Origin of the sequence: Syntrophorhabdus sp. (assembly GCA_012719415.1) — a bacterium.
Taxonomy (GTDB): Bacteria; Desulfobacterota; Syntrophorhabdia; order Syntrophorhabdales; family Syntrophorhabdaceae; genus Delta-02.
In genome coordinates this window covers 56200-74606 of record JAAYAK010000204.1, presented here as the reverse complement: position 1 = coordinate 74606, position 18407 = coordinate 56200, and the positions used below count along the sequence as shown (strand labels likewise).

The window sequence follows — 18407 nt, the reverse complement described above, 5'->3', positions numbered from 1 at the left end:
ACATGGCGGTCCGAGACATCGCCTGCCAGCGGTGCTGCACGGCAGGAACGGATCGAACCCGTCCCGGGGGCGCTTATGGTCCGAGAAAAGACCCGGATGGCGGTGTCCTGCGCACCTGTAAACCATGCTCTCATCTTCGTTGTTGACGGCAGATCAGGGTCCAGAGGTTGCAGACGACCGGGAAGGAAGAAGGCGGGGGCCATCAGAAGCCCGGAACATGCGTCGAAAGGATGTGCTCAATGATCGCTCTCGCACCTTCGATCTCTCTGCGCCTCAATTTGCGGTTCCGCATGTTTACCAGAAGATCATGGGAATTCATCGAACTGAATACCCGGTATGCGTAGCCCTTGACGTGAGATTCGATTATCAACTTAGCGATCCTGTGCCCTTTCACCAGTTTCGGTCCATGGGTTCTGATGATACGGCGCACTGTTCGCGCGCTTTCAAGGTAGTTCCGCACGTTGACGAGACCTTCCCTCACAAAATAGAGCGGCTCGTTGATCCTTCCAAACCGGGATGTGTTGAAGGTCCTGCACCAGAGCTCGCAGTCTTCCGCCCGGATAAAACACGGGTCGTAGGGGTTCCTTCGAAACCATTCGGTATGACCCATGATGGTCGCGTGGTGAAAGAACCGGCCCCGAAGGGTCACCATGGGATTCACGTCGGCCGGGCCCACCTCCCGTATCCCCACAGGCCTGCCTTTCTGATTCATGGAATACATCGCCGTGTCCACCACATCCATTTCGGGCCTCTTCTTCAGGTACTCCAGTTGTCGGGCCAGTCTCTCCGGGTGCATCATGTCATCGGCATCCATGCGGGCATAATACTTCCCCCGTGACAGCGACGTGATCCTGTTGAGGGCATTTACGAAGCCAAGCCTGCCTTCCTCCCGGTACACCTTCACGCGATGGTCCTTGACGGATCGCGCGATATCAAATGACCCGTCCGTGGAATGATCGTCAATGATGAGGAGCTCCCAATCCTGAAACGTCTGGGCGAAGATCGACCGCAGGGCATCCTTCAGGGTCCCAACGCTGTTGTAGAATGTCAGTCCTATTGTGATCTCGGGCTTCACTGCTCTCGGGGCCTTACATCCTGTCATCAAGACTTTTGCCGGTCTCGATGTGTCTGAAACCGGGAATAAGGTCCTGCACCATTTCCGCGATCGCCGTCTTGGAGGTGACCATCTCCGGGCGCGATACCAATTCTTCGATACGGCGCACGAAAGATATTACCGGGCCGGCAGCGGTACGGCCAGCGTTGATGGCACGCAGCTTGTCCATCCCGATATCGATCGCATCTTCACCCTCCCCCACGAACTCCTCATACGCCTTTTCGCCGCTGGTGTCGAGGGGCGTCAACAATACGGGATAGTGCCCGCTGCGGAGGTCGGACTCCACGTTTTGTTTGGACACCAGTTCGTCCTCATACATCCGGGGCTTCAGTCGGTGGGCACCGAGCACGATACGGGCGATCTCCTCGAGTTCGATGAGATCTATGTCTCCATCAAGCGCCGGGATAAGCAGGTGGCCGTCGGGGGCACAAAAAGCAGCCAGCGCGCAGATGTGTCCCGACTCCTCGGAGGAGATAAAATACCTGCGCGTCTGCCGGGGCACCGCAATGGGCTCGTGCCGGCTCAGTCGTATCAGAAAGCTCTCGAGCAGGCTCCCCTTCGAAAAAGCGACGTTCGCAAAGCGGGCTGAAGTGGTGATCCGGGACGGGCTCCCGATGACCCCATCGCAGAATATCAGGCGCTCCATGATGTACTTGCTGGCACCCATCAGATTGACCGGGTTCGCCGCCTTATCCGTGGATACACAGAAATACCTGTGTGTGCTCCGACGTTCCGATAACCATTCCAGGAAACGCAGTGCCTTTACGAGGTTCACCTCGAACATTCGCAGCAACGAACAGACATCCTTCTCCGAACGCACGTGTTTGAGGGCCGCGAAATTGAGGACGTGGTCATATGGCGCCATCTGCGAAAGAAACCTGTACATCAGCGACGAACCGAAATCGAGCGGGAACGTTCTTAGATCCGTGGATGAAAGATCCTTTGAGCTATTCCGCAGGCAACGGACCAACTCGGCAAGCTCGTTCTCGTTGTGGTCGACGACATGAAGTGCGGCGGGTCCGAATTCGACCAGCGTTTCTATCGTTGCGCTTCCGATGCTTCCCGCGCCGCCGACCACGAGCACGCGGCTCCCTTTCAGGCGGTCCCGGAGAATCCCGTCGAAAGTCGCCAGATCGTGTCTGAACAGGCTTGCGCTCCTCTGCGTCACGAGTGCCGACAACTCTTGCATGGACATGTCCTTCATCTAGCTCACCGATCGGGGGTCCGTTTCATATCTCCATATCTCCAAAAGGCTGGCCTCAATGTCGGTTGACGGAGAAAATCCGAAGGCTCTTTCAGCCCTTTCATAGCTTCCGAAAGAGACTTCGATCTCGTGATGCCTGACAAGGGCCGGGTCCTGCACGATCTCGATCGACAGACCGGCAACAGAGGCCATGGTCTCCACGATGCTCCGGATCGAATAGGGTTTCCCGGAGCATATGTTGAAGATCTCGCCCGTAAAATCCCCGGCGGTCATTCGCGTATAGGCGTCCACCGCGTCGGCTACATCGACAAAATCTCTGCGGGTGTCGAGGTTCCCCATCCTGATCACCAATCTCTCCCCCTTCCCGAGCGCGGCTTTGATGCGCCCGAGAAATGCCCCGACCACCAGCGTGGAAGGGACCCCGGGTCCTATTATATTGAAAGGCCTCGCCATGACAACATTCAGACCATGATTCCGGGCGTAGTCCGATCCCGCCATGACGATCGCATGTTTGCTGGCGCCATACGCGTTGATCGGCCGACACGGATGCTCCTCGGTCAAAGGCAAACTGTCAGGCAACGCTGGACCGTACTCCGCGCTCGAACCCACCAGGAGAATCCGCGATCGCGGAACATGTTGTCTCACAGCTTCCAGCAAATGCAAGCCGCCCATGAAATTGACCCTGTACGTTTCAAAGGGATCGCCCCCGACGATCCCTGCCAGATGAAAGATCACGTCGGGTTTCACCGCTTCCAGGTAATTCGAGAGTCTCGTCGGGTCGCACACATCCACCGCGGAATACGCATCGATCTTCAGGCCCGCCGGTGCGGTTTGAGGGATATCGATGCCGCACAAACGCAATCCGCTGTCGCGCCTGAGCTTTTCCAAAAGATGGCGCGCGCAGAATCCGAGCGCCCCCGTCACAAGCACAGTCTTCATCATGAGCGCTTAAGGTCAGGCAGGAACACGTGAGGGTCCTTCGCGAAGTCCGCGCTTGCCTGCTCGTAGTCTTCGAAGCGGCCTATATCCTGCCAGTAGCAGTCGGTATCGTAGCACACAACAGGCTTGCGGGCGGACACCAATGCCGTCATCAGATCGGGGATATCATACTTCGTATCGGGAGGAACGAAAGAAATGGATCTCGACGAGATCACATTGATCCCCATGCTCACATCGTATTCCATGACAGGTTTTTCACGATACTCACCGAGAAGGCCCTCTCCCGTCTTCACGATAACCCCATAATCGACGGGTGCCCGGCGCCTGGTGGTCGCGATCGTTCCCCACGCATCCCGAGCCCGGTGGTACTCCACCACCCTGCGGTAATCGACCGTGGTCAGGATGTCGGCATTCATCACAAGCAGGTCCTGTTCGGGATTCTTGATGACCCTCAATGAACCCGCCGTGCCTTGCGGTTCCTCTTCAACGTAGTACTCGATATTCACACCCCAGCGCGACCCGTCTGAAAAGGTCGCGATGAACAGTTGCGCCATGTACCCCAGCATCATGGCGACCCTCTTGATCCCTGTCGCAGCAAGCTGCCTGATGACAACCTCCACTATCGGCAGTTCGCCTACGGGCAGCAAAGGCTTGGGTATTACCATGGTGAAGGGTTTGAGCCTTACCCCTCTTCCTCCCGCCAGTATTACCGCCATCATATCATTCATTCCTGTCCACAGACTCCTTTCTGCCCTCTGTCCCGTCAGCGGTCACAGCTAACCGGAAAAAACTCACAGCGTTCTCAGATCCGGGTCCAGAACGGTTTCTTTCCGACGAGCCGCCTTCCGAGGTCGAAAACGACCGATGCATTCCTCAGACCCACAAGCCTGCCAAGGATGAGTCTTGTCTGAACCCTGATGTACGCCATTATCCAAAGGAACCCGGGCGATCTGAAGCCATGCTTCTTCTGCGCTGTCCGTATCTCCCTCAAGGCGGCAACGGAGTTCGCCGGATTGCTGCTGATGCCTCCGTGATGCATGCCGGTGAGAGTGATCCCCTCGAGATATACCGTCTCGCCTCGGGTCAATTCACGGAGGAGGAATTCATAGTCCCCGGCAATTCGGAACGATTCGTCGAACTTCCCGTGGACCTCGAACATGCTCTTGTGGTATACCGCAGCTGGATGCGGTATGCACATAACCTGGAGAAATCTCTTTCTTGTCCTTTTCCAGGGTTCGCCCAGTCCCTGCAGCACGTCTCCGTTCTTGTTCACCATCATTACCCGGCAGTAGAGCACCCTGTAGTCGCCCGCTTCTCGTGGAAGACGACTCACAAGCTCCTGAAGGGAATCTTCGCCCCACAGGAAATCGTCCGTCCCCAGAAAGATGATCCAGTCTCCCCTCGCATGTTCCAGAGCCTTGTTCCAGGCGTGGTAGATGCCTTTGTCTTCCCGCGATTCCCAATACGCTATACAACCCTCGTTGCGCTTGATGATATCGACGGTATCGTCCGTCGAAGCCCCATCCATGATGATAAAGTCGATATTGCGGTAAGACTGCTTCTTCACGCTGTCGATACAATGTTGTATGGTGCTCCCGCTGTTCATCGAGGCGGTGATGACACTGATCAACGGCTGCCTGTTCGATTCCACCTTACCTAACCCCCAGCACCGTTCTATACACCTCCAGGGTATCCGCGGCGCATTTCTCCCACGAGAACAGCTTGATCCGCTCCTTACCCGAACGGACCAGTTCACGGGATCTGGCCTGCTCGGAAATAACCCTTTCCATGGCGCAGCGCATCGAGTCCTCATCGTTCGGATCAAAGAGTTCGGCGGCCTCGCCAACGACCTCGGGCAATGAACTGCTGTTCGCGCAGGCAACGGGACAGCCGAAAAACATCGCTTCCAGGGGCGGGATGCCGAACCCTTCGTACAGCGAAGGGTAGACAAAGAGTGAAGCCGAAGAATACAGACCCGCCAGGACATCGTCATTGCCCGAAACGTGCATGACATCATCCCGGGGGATCTGAAGGGACCCGAACATGGCCCACTCCTCGGAGTTGAACGGACCTCCACCGAAACAAACGAGGGAGAGGTTGTCCTTCAGGACCTTCGAACTCCCGTAGGCCTTCACCATGCGGTCAAAATTCTTGTATCCCCACCGGGAACCGACATAGAGGATGAATGGCTTACCCTTTCGGGGCGGATCGGACGGGGCCTTATTCGCGTCCAGTGAATATCCCAGATAGACCACCGACGTCTTCTCTTCCGGCACACCCAATAATTCGATAAGGTCCCGGCGGGTGTTCTCGGAAATGCAGATGACGTGGTCCGCGCGCTTCACGGCGTGTTCCTTCAACTGCGGTGTTCTGTCAAGCGGCGAAAAGTATCGCGGATATCGCTCGTATATCATGTCGTAGACGGTCAACACTCTCTTGGCGGAACCCGGGCAGCAATCGGACGTAGTGAAATATGTCTCATGGAAAATATCGACGTGCCGTCTCGTCTTGACAAAGAGGAGTGAGGCGCCTGTGTTGATGGCCGATACTATTCTGCCCAATCTCCTCGTCTTCAGCCCGATCCTGAATCCCCGGGGGCGGACCGCGCAATTGTCGTGGAAGTACTCGTTCACGTACAGGGGAGAAAATATCTCCACATTGTTGCCCATCCTGGCCAGATGGTTTGTAACCTCAAAAAAATACCTCGAAACGCCGCCATATGGCTGAAGACCGAAGATCGAATGGTCGAAAACGACTCTCATTGTCAGGCCTGCTCCGGGAACGCTTTGAGCAGCGTTTTGTGGTGAAGCAAATAAATGATCAGACCGGGCAAGCTCCCTGCCACGATCGAGATGAACCAGATGATGGAAAGCGTCATTGCCTTGTCGGGAACGATCCCGATCAGGCCGAAGAGCACGACGAAGGCGCCCTCCCTGAGTCCGATGCCCGATATGGTCACAGGTATCAGGGAAATGATGGAGACAACGGGAACGAAACAGAGGACGGACACGAAGGGGGCATGCATCGAAAGTCCCCTGGCGAGAATATAGACGTTGCAGATCATGATCGTCTGGGTCGCCAGGGAGTACAGGAAGGCCGTCAATATCTCCTTCTTTCTGAAGGCCACCTCGTCCATATATGCATAGATCTCGGATACGACCGAGAACGACCGGAATACGCGCAACTTGAGAACCACCCCCGACACCAGCGCCACGAGGGCAAGCAGGACAGGTATGAGCCAGCGCACGGGATGGCTGGAGAAATACTTCGAACCCAGCAGGGTCGCCAGGATCCCGATGACGAGGAGCGTGACAAGACCCACGTAACGGTCGAGGACAGCCGATCCGAAAGCGGTCACGTTGTGTCCTCGTCCACCCGGGGCAACTCTTTGGCCCAGCCCCCCTTTATCCGGCGCACCCTTCCCTCCCTGGCTGTCCTTCAGCATCCGGCTCAGGTAATAAACCTTGACTATGTCCCCCCCGACAGAACCGGGCAGGCAGGTATTGAAAAAGGTCCCGATATAGGTGATGTTGAAGAGCTCCCTGACGCTTATCGTACCGGGAATGAACAGTCTCCATCTCAGGGTCATGATCAGGATCGACACCGCAAACAAGACCAGCACGAGAATGAAGGCGAAGGGATCGAGGATCCGCACATTGCCCAATATCTCTCTGAAACCTATCCTGGAAATGATCAGGTATATAAGAGCCGCGCTGACTCCCACCCGCACCAGGGTGACGGCCAGCTTCTTTAATCCCCTGCTCATGCATCCTTCCTGGAACCGGAAAGTCCCGACACTCCCTGCCTACCTCTCATTGTCACGACCGGGGCCCTCGTGGGCACACTCATCCTCCACGAGCCGGTTGATCAGGTCCCCGAAAGTGAGGTCATATTTCCATCCGAGCCCCGTTTTCGCCTTCGCCGGGTCGCCATAGATAATGTCGATGTCGGATGGCCTGAAGAGCCTTGCGTCGATCTCCGTAAACTCCTCCCAATCGAGATCAAGACACGCGAACGCCCGCTCCACGAATTCCTTGAGGCTGTGAGCCTCGTTCGTGGCTATAACGTACTCGTTCGGCATGTCCTGCTGCAGCATCAGCCACATGGACTTCACGTACTCCGGCGCGTATCCCCAGTCTCTTTTGATCTCCACGTTCCCGAGGGTCAATTTCTCCCGCGACCCCCTGGAGATCCGTACGGCAGCCGAAACGATCTTCTTCGTGACATAGTGCGCGGGCCGCAGAAAGGACTCGTGATTGAAAAGGATTCCGCAACAGCAGAACATCCCGTATGCCTCGCGGTAGTTCATGGCCAGCCAGTGGCCGGCCGCCTTGGATATGGCGTAGGGGCTCACGGGATGGAGCACCGAATCTTCCACCACCGGCAACTGCCTGACCCTCCCGTACATCTCGCTCGATGACGCCTGGTAGAAACGTGTCGGCAGGCCCAGCACCCTTATGGCCTCCAGCAGATGGTGGGTACTGAGCACATTGAACGTGACGGTGTCCACAGGGGCGCCGAAGGAATAGGCAACGGAGCTCTGGGCCGCGAGGTGGTATAGCTCGGCGGGCCGCATCCCGGACAACATATCCTTGAGGCCTTCGAGGTTCATCAGATCGGCATCGATCAGGGTCACTCCGTTGAGAACTTCGAGCACTCTGAGGTTGTCGAGATTCGAACGGTCATGACCGGTCACAACGCCGTAGACGACGTAACCCTTGCCCAGGAGAAATCTCGACAGAAGGGCCCCGTCCTGGCCCGTTATCCCTGTTATCAGCGCCTTCTTCACGGGTTTTGGCCCCCCGATGGGTCTCTCTCTCCCTTTTTGGCCGTTCCCGATTTCACGGCCGGTTTCGGCCCATCCGCGAAAAGGGCCTTGAATTCGTCGGCGAAGGGCTTCAGGCTCGTCACCACGGCCCTGATCCGCAACCGCGTCTTTTCCCTGTCCTCATCGCTCATCCTTGTCAACTGGCCCTCCACCTTCTCAACCACCCTGGGTATGACCTTTTCGGGTATCGAGGCCGCGGTGCGACTCACGGCCTTCTCGAAAGAGGCCAGCACCGGAAGGAACAGGGCCGTAAAGAGGATGACGATGAGGACAAAAACGACAAGTATCTTCAGGATGAACTGGACCAGCTCGTGGTACTGTTTCTTCCGTATCGTGACCGAAGCCGGTTCGCTGACTGTCTCCTGGAGATCGAACTCAACGATATTTTTAAAATATCTTTCTTTCTCCGCGGTCAGGTTGGCATATGCGTCACCTATGTCCTTCCCGTACGCGGTAATCGACAGCTCAGGTATGAACAAACAAAACTCCTCGCCCTTTCTACGCATCACCGCGTCGTAGTTCAATCCCATGAAATACTGCAGGTCCTTTGTCTTGCTCATCCCCTTACCTCGCTGATCCTCAGTCATGCGGGCCGGCGGCCCCTCTGTTCCGGTATTCCCGAATAACGTCTTCGACCCCGGCGTGTATCGGTATTTCGGGACGGAACCCCAGATCATTCAACCTCGATGAATCGAGGCATTTCTTCAGCATTCCGTCGGGCATTGAAGGGTCCCATTCGATCCTTCCCCGGTACCCCGTTCTATCCGCTATCAGTTCCGCCAGTTCCCGTATCGATATGGTCTCACCCGTTCCGACGTTAATGATCTCCGAAGACCTCCACCCGTCCGCCAGCATGAGAACGGCGCGGGCCATGTCGTCGACATGCATGAACTCCCGCACCGCTACCCCGGTCCCCCAGAGAACCACCTCATCCTTCTTCTCCGCCACGGCGTCGGTGAACCTCTTGACCAGGGCCGAGAGGACGTGGGAGTTGTCGGGATCGAAACTGTCATTGGGACCGTAAAGATTGCAGGGCACGGGGCATATACCTTGAAGCCCAAACTGGGCCGCGTAATACGCGGTCATCCTGATGCCAGCGATCTTCGCGATGGCGTAGGCTTCGTTCGTCGGTTCCAGGGGCCCCGACATGAGGTATTCCTCCCTGATGGGCTGAGGACAGTCCTTCGGATAGATGCACGAGCTTCCCATGAAGACGAGCTTCTTTACCCCGCACAGGTGGGCGCTGTGGATCACATTTGTCTGGATCATGATATTGTCGTATGCGAATTCCGCAGGGTACGTGCTGTTGGCCTTTATGCCTCCGACCCTCGCGGCCGCAAGGAACACGTGATCCGGCCTCTCCCGCTTGAAGAACCCCATGACCCCTTCCTGGTCACGAAGATCGAGCACTTCCCTGTCGGCGGTGACGATGTTCCCGCATCCGGCATTCTCCAGCGCGCGAAGCAGGGCCGATCCCACCATCCCCTTGTGACCCGCCACAAAGATCCTTTCTCCTTTGTTCATTGCCACGTCCTTTCCGATGCGGGCTGGCTGGCCGCCGTTGCGCTTGCGTTCCGTACCGGCGGTTTCAAGAGGGTCAGAAGCGCGATGTCCTGATTGGTCAGGCGGTGGATCTGCAGCGGCATGTCCGCACGCCTCATGACCTCCTCTGCGACAGCCGGGGGGGCCGCGATCACGATGTCCCCATAACGGCCCGCTATGCTGCCTATCCTCCCCGACATCACATCCTGTGTGTCCACCATGTTCTGTCTCACGTATTCGGCATGCACGCCAAGCCCGCTGTAATACCCGTTAAGAGGGGCTTTCGCGTAATACTCCAGCGAGTAGCACAGCGCCAGCCACCGGTCGTTTCCCCTGATGGCGGGCACCGCTATGACGGCCTCTTTGTTCAGGGTCACCTGCCCGATGAGGACGGCATCGCGCTTGCCGAACGCACCGGCCAGATAGTTCCCGACCACCGTGGCCCTCGGCGGCTCCAGATACCCATGAACCTCGTAAACGTGGAAGACAGTTACGCCCAGCATGATCAGACCCAGCACCACACCGCCGATGAGACTCCTCCCGGCAGCGATCGGGTTGACCAGCCGGCCGGAAAAGATCACAGCCGCGAGGATCACGAAGAGCGTGAAAGGCACCGCGAGCCTCCCCATGGTCCTGACAAACATGAATTTCGGCCAGATCGCCGCGATCACGAGGCTCGGCGTCACGACTCCGTCAAATCTCACGCCCGCGATGTGGATGATATAACCCCAGCTCAAGACAAACAGGGCAAAAGAGCCAAGACACATCATCCCGCCATATCCAAAGAGCTCATTTCTCAAAACCAGTGACGACCGGTGCCGAAAGTCCATCCCGCGCCACCACTCGCGCCGGCGCTTCCAGACCACGATCGCCCCTGCCGCCACGACAGCAAGGACGAGTGCGAGCGTCGCCGTTCCCAGGTAACTGAAGCCCTCATACTGTCCAGGCTGGAGCGTGTTCGTGGTCAAGGGAAAGCCCATCCTCGTCAGAACGGCGCTGGGACCGCACCACATGTAATTAGGCAGTCCCGCATCGTATTGGGGAGGTATGACGAGCGCGAGGACGTCCGCCACATGGAACCCTCCGCCAAACCCCCCGCCGTATCCCCATTCCGAGCCGAACCTGTCCCGGAGCAGGGACGCGGACCGGGCCATGCTGATGTCTATGTCGCCCTGATTCCCAAGTACCCAGGCGACCCCCAGCGTTACCGCCACACTTGAGAATAGCGCCACTGCGGTGTATCTCAACCTTTGAAGGTTCCGACCGTTGCCGTTGTAAAGGTGATTCAGAAAACAGCAAACCGCGCAGACAAGGAACAGGACGTAAATGCCGAACAACAGGTAGTGCTCGAACATAGAGGTCATGATAGCCATGAATGCAAGGAGCATCCAGAGCGAGCGACGGTCCATCCTGTCGTGGAGCCTCCTGTAGAAATAGGCGAAACCCAGGTAGAACGGCACGTATGAAACGAAGTACGTGACCCCGTAGTAGACGGAGCTTCGGTGGAGCAGCGGAAAGGACAGCCCTGTCAGGACCGCCGCGGCCAGCTTCAGGAAAACGTTCCGCGTCCGGAAGGAGTCGAGTATCATGCAGGCGAACAGGGCGGCGCAGAAAACGAACACCATCTCGACAAGAGGAAAATAGTAGAACTCCCTGAGAGTTTCGCTGATCTTCCCCAGTCCTTTGAAAATAAATGCGAAGAACGGCAGCGGACCCCTCGTGATGGTGGCATCCTGGAATGGAAAGTTCAATCCGTGTATGACGCTCACAGGCCAACTGAAAGCCTCCCTCGCCCAGATCACGTAACGTGTCCAGACATCCAGCTGGTCCGTGTTCTGTGCCAGCGAGGGCATCCGGCCCGAAAAAGGCAGGCAGCTACGCCAACGCATGGAGAATACCACAGCCACGACGAGGGATATCATCCAGTTTTGATATCGGGCAAAAAGGTTTCGTAGAGGATAGGTTCTTGTCATTACCGTCGAGTGCTGCGAATGGTCATTGGATGATAGTGCAGAGACTTGAAGGGCCCCGCCCGGTCAACGCCAGATCAGGAAATCCCTGACAAACTGGTAAAGGAATGTCGCCCCCCAGGCCCAGACCCTGAGTTTTCTCTCGCCGCCGATCCTCGGTGGCTCATCGCCCGGGATCTCGGAGACCTTCAGCTTCCTTCGCGTCGCGCGGACGGACAGGAGCGGCTCCCAGCTTACCTTGCACGAAAACAGTTTTTCCGGTGTCGAATACCAGCGGTCCTGGTCGAGCTCGAGCTCCTTGATGAGGCTCTTTCTGTAGGCCCTGTAGATCACCATGGCGTCGGTATATTTTCCTCCATGAAGGAGGTTCGCGGTCCGCGTAAAGAACCAGTTGCCGAAGCTGGTCAGGAAGTCGTCATCATCGCTCTTCGCCTGGCCCAGATAGCGCGACACGATGACCATGTCGTAACCTTCTTTTATCTTTTCGATCAGGTCGGGGATCAACTCGGGTATTGAATTCCCGTCGGGACTGAACGTGATCAGCACGTCGCTCTTGACCTGAGGCATAACTTCGACATAGGCATGCCTGAAGCCTTTTTGCTTCTGAATGTACACGTTGTATCCATTCTCCCGTGCCCATTCCACGGTTCCGTCCGTGGATCCTCCATCCACCACGAATATCTCATCAAGCCATTCACGCTTGATCTTAGGCATTATCGCCTTCATTCCTTCGATCTCATTCAACGTCATAACAAGAAGAGCAAATGTCATTATGGGCTACCTTTATAGTTTTGTTGTATTACTCTAGCACTATTTGAGGTCATATGCTAACTGAATCATGTGCCGTGCTGAAGGCTTATGCCTTCTTCCCCTCCAGGACTATGATACCCCCGAAGTTCTTGATATAGGGGATCGCTCCGAACACGGCGTTGGTTATCTTCAGAAGGCTCTCGCCCGCTCCCTTGCTCAGAAAGAAATACAGGTGCGGCGGCAGATACGTCGATATTCTGACGCTGCTCTTCACGCCCGCGCTTCCATACCAATCATAGAATTGCCTCGCGACGAAGAGCGGTTCGTCCCTTGCCTCCTCGTCATACAGCTTCCACATCCTCATCAGGATGTCAAAGAGGAAGCGAACGTGACTCTTGTGGTTGTCCGATGTGAAGACCGCCCCTCCGTTCTTTATCTTGTCCGTGGCACTTTTCACTACCATCTGCGGTGCCTTTACGTGATGAAGGGTCCCTACCATAAAGTACGCGTCGAAGATATTATCCCTCAGGGGGATATTCTCCGCATCACCCACGATCAGGTCCACGTGGTTCGCTATCCCGGACTCGTCGACCTTTCTTTTCGCTACCAACAGCATTTCCTCGGAGATATCCACGCCCACAACATTTATCCCTTCTTTTCCAATAACGACGCTCTGCACGCCCGACCCGCACCCCACATCGAGGATGTATTGCCCGGGGCTGATATTTTTCTTTATCCATCCACCGAAGACAACGCGGTCAAACGTCGAGAAATAAGGGCTGTCCGCCACTTCTTTGTCATACGTCCTGGAAAACTTTGCAAAGAACTTCATCTGGCCGTCCTTCTGTTCGTCCTCTACGGCCCCGGCCTTCTTTGCCTCCAGTTCATAGCGTCTGGCGAAGTCGTGATGAAGCTCCTGCCTTCTCAAAGAAAAAGGCAACAGGTCCAATATGCCATTCTCTATCCTGTACCACGCATCGCATGAATTACAGGTCAATCGGCCGTCGATGATCTCATCGCCTCCGTTCTTGAATTCATCGACCGAGAATGACAGGCCACCGCATTCGGGACACTTGATCATTGAAAGCATCCTTTTGTTCATACTATCTCCCTGTAGGCATTATTCATAATGGTCATGAGGCACGGGTCACTTTTCCAGAAAAGCGGCCTTCGCTGCCCTTAGCACCTCGTCCATATTCTTGAGGTCTATCCTTCTTATCTGGTCGATGATCTTCGAGGGCCTCAAGAAGAACCTTCTCAGGGCGAGTTTCTCCATCCTTTTCAGATCGTCGGCCGACATCCCCTCGGGAACATAGATCGGTTTGTTCTCGCTGAAACCCGCGTGTGCGGAATATCTCATCCAGACGTCGAGGTCAACGTCCCCGTTGGGGCGAAGCCCTGTATCCAGTTTCCCATCCCGCGACAATTCCTCGAACAGCCGCGACCCCGGATAGGGGACGGTAATGCTGAACTGGGCGAAATCGAGGGGCAGGCGCCTCGCGAACTCTATGGTGGTACGCGAGTCCTGCGGAGTTTCGCCGGGCAGCCCAAGCATGAAAAGACCCGACACCTTGATGCCGGAGTTCTTCTTTACCATCTTGACCTTTTTTTCGATATTCTCGAGGGTCGTGCCTTTATTTACGTTATCGAGCAAACGCTGTACCCCCGATTCAATTCCGAAATGGATCTCGTAGCACCCGGCCCTTTCCATCCATCCCAGCATGTTCTCGTCTATGATGTTCACGTGGCCTTCGCAGCCCCATTTCAGGTCGACCCTCCTGTTGATCATCTCTTCGCATATCCTCTGCACCCTCTTCTTGTCGGCAATGAAAAGAGAATCCATGATGAAGACGTATCCCACGTCATACTCTTTGACAAGGTGCTCCATTTCATCAACCACCCTGGACGGGCTCATGGTCCTGTACTTCCTGTTCTTGTGGACCACGCAAAACGCGCAGGAATAGACGCACCCCCTCGATGTGAACATCTGCCTGATGGCCCTCTTTCCCTTGTTCACATAGATAAAGTTGTTCAGTTTTCCGACGGAGTACTTTTCCTTCGGCACAAGGTGACGCGCAGGCATGGGCAGACCGTCGAGGTCATAGATAAGCTCCGGGGGGTCGTTGTTGACGATCCCGGTCCCGCTGTACCAGGAAACACCGGGTATTCCCGAGAGGTCCTTTCCTTCATCATACCGGCGGCATATGTTCATGAAGGCGTACTCGCCTTCTCCGTGCACCACGGCATCGGCGCACATGTGATTCAGGTATGTCTCGTAGAATATGCTCGCATGGATATTGCCGAGGACCACCTTGAGGCCGGTGAAATTCGCCTTTATGGCCCTGCCGATTTCGAACACCGCCGCCCCGTTTGATGTGAGGCAGCTGATCCCGACAACGTCCGGCTTCACTCTCCCAACCTCATCGAGGATGCTTTTCAGGTTCAACCGGTCGATGAAAGCGTCCAGAACGACGACCTCATGACCCTCCCGCTCGAGGACCGCTGCTATGTACAAGAGACCGAGCGGATCCAGTTCACTCACAAATACAGACGCCTTTCCAAGCACGTCGTCCATCGTATTCGGAGGATTAATGAGCAATACTCTCATCGTCAGTGATTCCTTTCTTCCCCTGCAGGTTCCACCTTGAACACCTTTGACCAGGATTTGCTTGTCCTGGGGTCCAGCTTGTATAGCGCGTCATACAGGGGATGGATGTACTTGAAGTATTTCTTTTTGATCTGTCTTGCCGGGATGTCATCGTTGTCTCCGAATGAGAAAAGGATGAACTCCAACAGGGTGTTGAGCTTGTATATGATCCCTCTTCCCAGGCTGCTTTCGCCCGTGATGATGAAATTGTTCTTCCGCAGGCGCTCTTCCCACTCCTTCTTTGTCTGCATGTTGATATGTCCGAAGCCATAGGAGAAAATGTATTTGGGTTCCTTGCCCAACCTGGCACGGATCACGTTTATCGGGTCGAACAGGATGGAGATCCCGTCACTGCAGGGCAGTTCGAAGACCCCGCTCTTTTTGCACACACGAGCCACCTCGCGCACGATCTTCCGGTCCTCCATGGTATGTTCCAGCATGTTTCGGGAGATAAAATGGGACAGGCTCTTCGTCTTGAAGGGTATGCTGCCCGCGTCGGCCAGAACAAAAGGCCTCTCCATGTAGCTGCGGGCAAAGGAGATCAGTTTCCATGAAATGTCGAGCCCGATGTAGTCCTTGAAATGCTTCGCAAGGCTTCCACCGGCACAGCCTATATCAAGCACCGTGCCTTCCGGATCGAAGTCGTTCACGCTCTTCAGGAACTCCTTGTGGCGGCTGTAATACTGATAGGAAAGATATTTCCAATCCTCCAGCTCCTCACTGCCCTTTTCCTCCCCGTTCGACGGCCTCATGGCCGTCGGCCCGTTGTCCCCTATCACCTTCATTGCAGCGTGCCTCTGGTTATCGGGCAACAGGACCGGTATGCCCTGAATGATGGGGAATCTTCTATAGCAACGGACGCATTGTAGATATTCCTCTTCCCCGGCGCTGTGATAATGGAGATCGGCGTCCTGGCCGGCACACTCGGGACAACAGAGTATGCCCATGTACCTTTCCCATACGCTCAGAAAAGATGATCTCGCCATAACGCGCAGCCGTACTTACCGGGCCCCTTCCCGGTCGTCGATGCCGATCGTTCTGTCAAGAAGATACAGCGGTCTGTTCTTCACCTCGTCGTATATCCTGCCGAGGTACTCGCCAATGATCCCGATGGCGATGAGCTGTATCCCGCCGATGAACGTTATGGCCACCATGATGGATGCCCATCCCGGAGTCGGTTCGTGGGTCAGCCTGAACCAGAATACGCCGATAATAAGCAGGAAACTGATGAAGGAAACGACAAAACCCATGAGCGTGGCTATCTTCAGGGGTACGTGGGAAAAACTGCTTATACCGTCGATGGCGAAGCGCATCATCTTTTTCACGGTGAATTTTGTTTCACCCGCGTACCTCGGGTCCCTTACGTAGTCCACCCCTATCTGGCGGTACCCGATCCAGGTGATCAGGCCCCGCAGGAACCGGTTCTTTTCGTTGATCGACTTGAGGCTGTCCACCACCTTCCTGCTGATGAGCCTGAAGTCGCCGGTGTCCAGCGGTATGTCCACATCGGTGAGGGCATTGATGGTCCGGTAGAACACCGACGCGGTCCAAAGCTTGAATGCACCGATTCCCCTTTTCGTTTCTCTCTCCGGGCGTAGACGACATCGTAACCTTCCTTGTATCTCTCCACCAGTCGCGCTATCACTTCGGGCGGGTCCTGAAGGTCGGCATCCATCATGACCACGGCGTCGCCACTCGCATGATCGAGGCCCGCGGTGATGGCCGCCTGGTGGCCGAAGTTCCTCGAAAACCTCACGATCTTTACCCTGGGGTCCTTTGCGTGAAACCCGCTCATGATATCGAAGGACCTGTCCTTGCTGTTATCGTCGACGAACACGATCTCGTAGTTCGGAGAGATGCCCTCCATGACCTTCGTCAGGCGTTCGTAAAGGACATGCAGGGTACCCTCTTCATTATAAACGGGCAATATGACGGAGTAATCGATCTTTTTCATGTATCCCTCGGGGCCTATTTTATTATTTTCATTGCCTGAAGCAATTTCTTGAGCAGGTTAAAGAACCCGTAATATTTGAAGTAGAAGGCTATGCTGTTGGGGTTTCTCAACGCGAGCAGGACGCTTTCCCTCAGAAATATGGCAAATGTGTTGAGGTCTTCGAGACCCGCGGGCGAGTAGATATGTTCTTCCTTGCTCTTCGACAGAGGCATGACGAACTTGAATATGCTCTGAGGCATGTAATCCGCGGAAATCTCCCCGTCCCTCACGAGTTCGTTGAATATGGGCGTGCCGGGTATGGGAAGGAACTTCCCCAGGATGATGGCATCGATCTTCGACTTCCTGATCAACCGTATCGTCTGCCTTACATCATCCCTCGTCTCGCCCGGATAACCTATTATGAAGAAAGCCCTCACATCAAGACCCTGTTTCTTGATCCTCTTTACAACACCGGGCACCTTGTCGGGATCAAGGGTCTTTCTCATCCTCTTCAGGGTCTTTTTGGAGCCGCTCTCGGGGGCGATGGACAATCCCTTCCATCCGGCCTTTTTCATGAGCGCGATCAGTTCATCGTCGAGACTGTCTATCCTCACGCCATTGGGTGTCGCGAAATAGATCTTCTCGGAAAAATGCCCTCGTTCCCTGAGATCGATAACGGTCCTGCAGAATTCCTTCGCGTAGTCCATCTGAAAGGTGAAGTTGTCATCCACGAGGGCGAATTGCCTGATGCCATGCTCCCGGTACAGATGATCGATCCAGTTCATGATGTAGGGTATCGAGTGGCGCCTGATCTTTTTCCCGTTGATAAGTGATGCCGAGCAAAAACTGCAGCCGTAAGGACACCCCCTCGTTATCCATATCGGCGCGCTCTTTCCATAAAACCCGCCGTAGCTGTACCCGTTCCTTATATACTCATCGAGACCGATGTGTCTGTAATCAGGGTACCTGATCATGTCGATGTCCGCCTCGAGGTTGATGTCGTTGAGGACCACCCGGCCGTTCCTGCGGTACCCCAGCCCCTTGATGCCATCGAACCCTTCTTCGGTCCCCAACCGGTCCAGAAAGGCACCGAACATCAACTCGGCCTCCCCCCTGAATATGAAATCAAGATCTTCGTTCTCCATGACCTTTTCGCCGAAGATCGAAGGGTGGGCCCCTCCCATGACGGTGGCAATATCCCTGCTGACGGACTTGACCTTGCTGACGATGCGGACCGCCTCGCTGTATGTCTGCATCGATGCGGACACGCCCACCACATCGGGCCCGTACTCAGCGATCTCGCGCAGGAGGTCGGGAGAATCCGAAAACACCCCCTTGAGAGAGCAATCGTAGATCCGAACGTCATGATGGTCCGGGGCGTTGCTCTTGAGGAAACCAAGACCGAGCGGCAGGATGTAAAAAGGCAGGTTGCCGGCCGGTTCGATAAGGAGCACCTTCTTCCCTCTTATGCCCTGCATGG

At 55.6% G+C, this 18407-nt stretch carries 16 protein-coding genes and 1 pseudogene; all 17 read right to left on the bottom strand.

What is annotated here, in order from left to right:
* Positions 1–202: 202 nt before the first annotated feature.
* Positions 203–1102: a glycosyltransferase family 2 protein gene (locus GXX82_11825; GenBank protein NLT23725.1), complete on the bottom strand. Its 900-nt coding sequence runs from the start codon at positions 1100–1102 to the stop codon at positions 203–205.
* Positions 1089–2318: a polysaccharide biosynthesis protein gene (locus GXX82_11820; protein NLT23724.1), complete on the bottom strand. Its 1230-nt coding sequence runs from the start codon at positions 2316–2318 to the stop codon at positions 1089–1091. The genes GXX82_11825 and GXX82_11820 overlap by 14 nt, the downstream gene beginning before the upstream one ends.
* Positions 2319–3260 (bottom strand): NAD-dependent epimerase/dehydratase family protein, encoded by a 942-nt coding sequence (locus GXX82_11815; GenBank protein NLT23723.1) that lies wholly within the window; start codon positions 3258–3260, stop codon positions 2319–2321.
* Complete coding sequence (locus GXX82_11810) at positions 3257–3985, bottom strand: NTP transferase domain-containing protein (GenBank protein ID NLT23722.1); 729 nt, start codon at positions 3983–3985, stop codon at positions 3257–3259. The genes GXX82_11815 and GXX82_11810 overlap by 4 nt, the downstream gene beginning before the upstream one ends.
* Positions 3986–4059: 74 nt before the next feature.
* Positions 4060–4908 (bottom strand): glycosyltransferase, encoded by an 849-nt coding sequence (locus GXX82_11805; GenBank protein ID NLT23721.1) that lies wholly within the window; start codon positions 4906–4908, stop codon positions 4060–4062.
* 1 nt (position 4909) lies between these two features.
* Positions 4910–6019, bottom strand: a complete 1110-nt coding sequence (locus GXX82_11800; protein ID NLT23720.1) for a glycosyltransferase family 4 protein — start codon at positions 6017–6019, stop codon at positions 4910–4912.
* Positions 6020–6021: 2 nt separating this feature from the next.
* On the bottom strand, positions 6022–7023 hold the full coding sequence (locus GXX82_11795) for a flippase-like domain-containing protein (protein ID NLT23719.1): 1002 nt from the start codon (positions 7021–7023) through the stop codon (positions 6022–6024).
* Positions 7024–7062: 39 nt separating this feature from the next.
* Positions 7063–8046: a GDP-mannose 4,6-dehydratase gene (locus GXX82_11790; protein ID NLT23718.1), complete on the bottom strand. Its 984-nt coding sequence runs from the start codon at positions 8044–8046 to the stop codon at positions 7063–7065.
* Positions 8043–8645, bottom strand: coding sequence for a hypothetical protein (locus tag GXX82_11785; GenBank protein NLT23717.1), 603 nt, complete (start codon positions 8643–8645; stop codon positions 8043–8045). Before GXX82_11785 ends, GXX82_11790 begins: the two co-directional genes overlap by 4 nt.
* Before the next feature lie 19 nt (positions 8646–8664).
* Positions 8665–9609 (bottom strand): GDP-L-fucose synthase, encoded by a 945-nt coding sequence (locus GXX82_11780; GenBank protein NLT23716.1) that lies wholly within the window; start codon positions 9607–9609, stop codon positions 8665–8667.
* Positions 9606–11534 (bottom strand): hypothetical protein, encoded by a 1929-nt coding sequence (locus GXX82_11775; protein NLT23715.1) that lies wholly within the window; start codon positions 11532–11534, stop codon positions 9606–9608. The genes GXX82_11780 and GXX82_11775 overlap by 4 nt, the downstream gene beginning before the upstream one ends.
* A gap of 129 nt (positions 11535–11663) precedes the next feature.
* Positions 11664–12347, bottom strand: a complete 684-nt coding sequence (locus GXX82_11770; protein ID NLT23714.1) for a glycosyltransferase family 2 protein — start codon at positions 12345–12347, stop codon at positions 11664–11666.
* 106 nt (positions 12348–12453) lie between these two features.
* Positions 12454–13449, bottom strand: coding sequence for a methyltransferase domain-containing protein (locus GXX82_11765; GenBank protein ID NLT23713.1), 996 nt, complete (start codon positions 13447–13449; stop codon positions 12454–12456).
* Positions 13450–13494: 45 nt separating this feature from the next.
* Entirely contained in the window at positions 13495–14955 is a 1461-nt protein-coding gene (locus tag GXX82_11760) for a B12-binding domain-containing radical SAM protein (GenBank protein NLT23712.1), read from the bottom strand.
* A gap of 2 nt (positions 14956–14957) precedes the next feature.
* The gene (locus GXX82_11755; protein ID NLT23711.1) at positions 14958–15941 is read right to left on the bottom strand and encodes a methyltransferase domain-containing protein; all 984 of its coding nucleotides are present in this window, start codon (positions 15939–15941) and stop codon (positions 14958–14960) included.
* 54 nt (positions 15942–15995) lie between these two features.
* Positions 15996–16948, bottom strand: a pseudogene (locus GXX82_11750) (glycosyltransferase family 2 protein).
* 14 nt (positions 16949–16962) lie between these two features.
* Complete coding sequence (locus tag GXX82_11745) at positions 16963–18405, bottom strand: B12-binding domain-containing radical SAM protein (GenBank protein NLT23710.1); 1443 nt, start codon at positions 18403–18405, stop codon at positions 16963–16965.
* Positions 18406–18407: the final 2 nt, after the last annotated feature.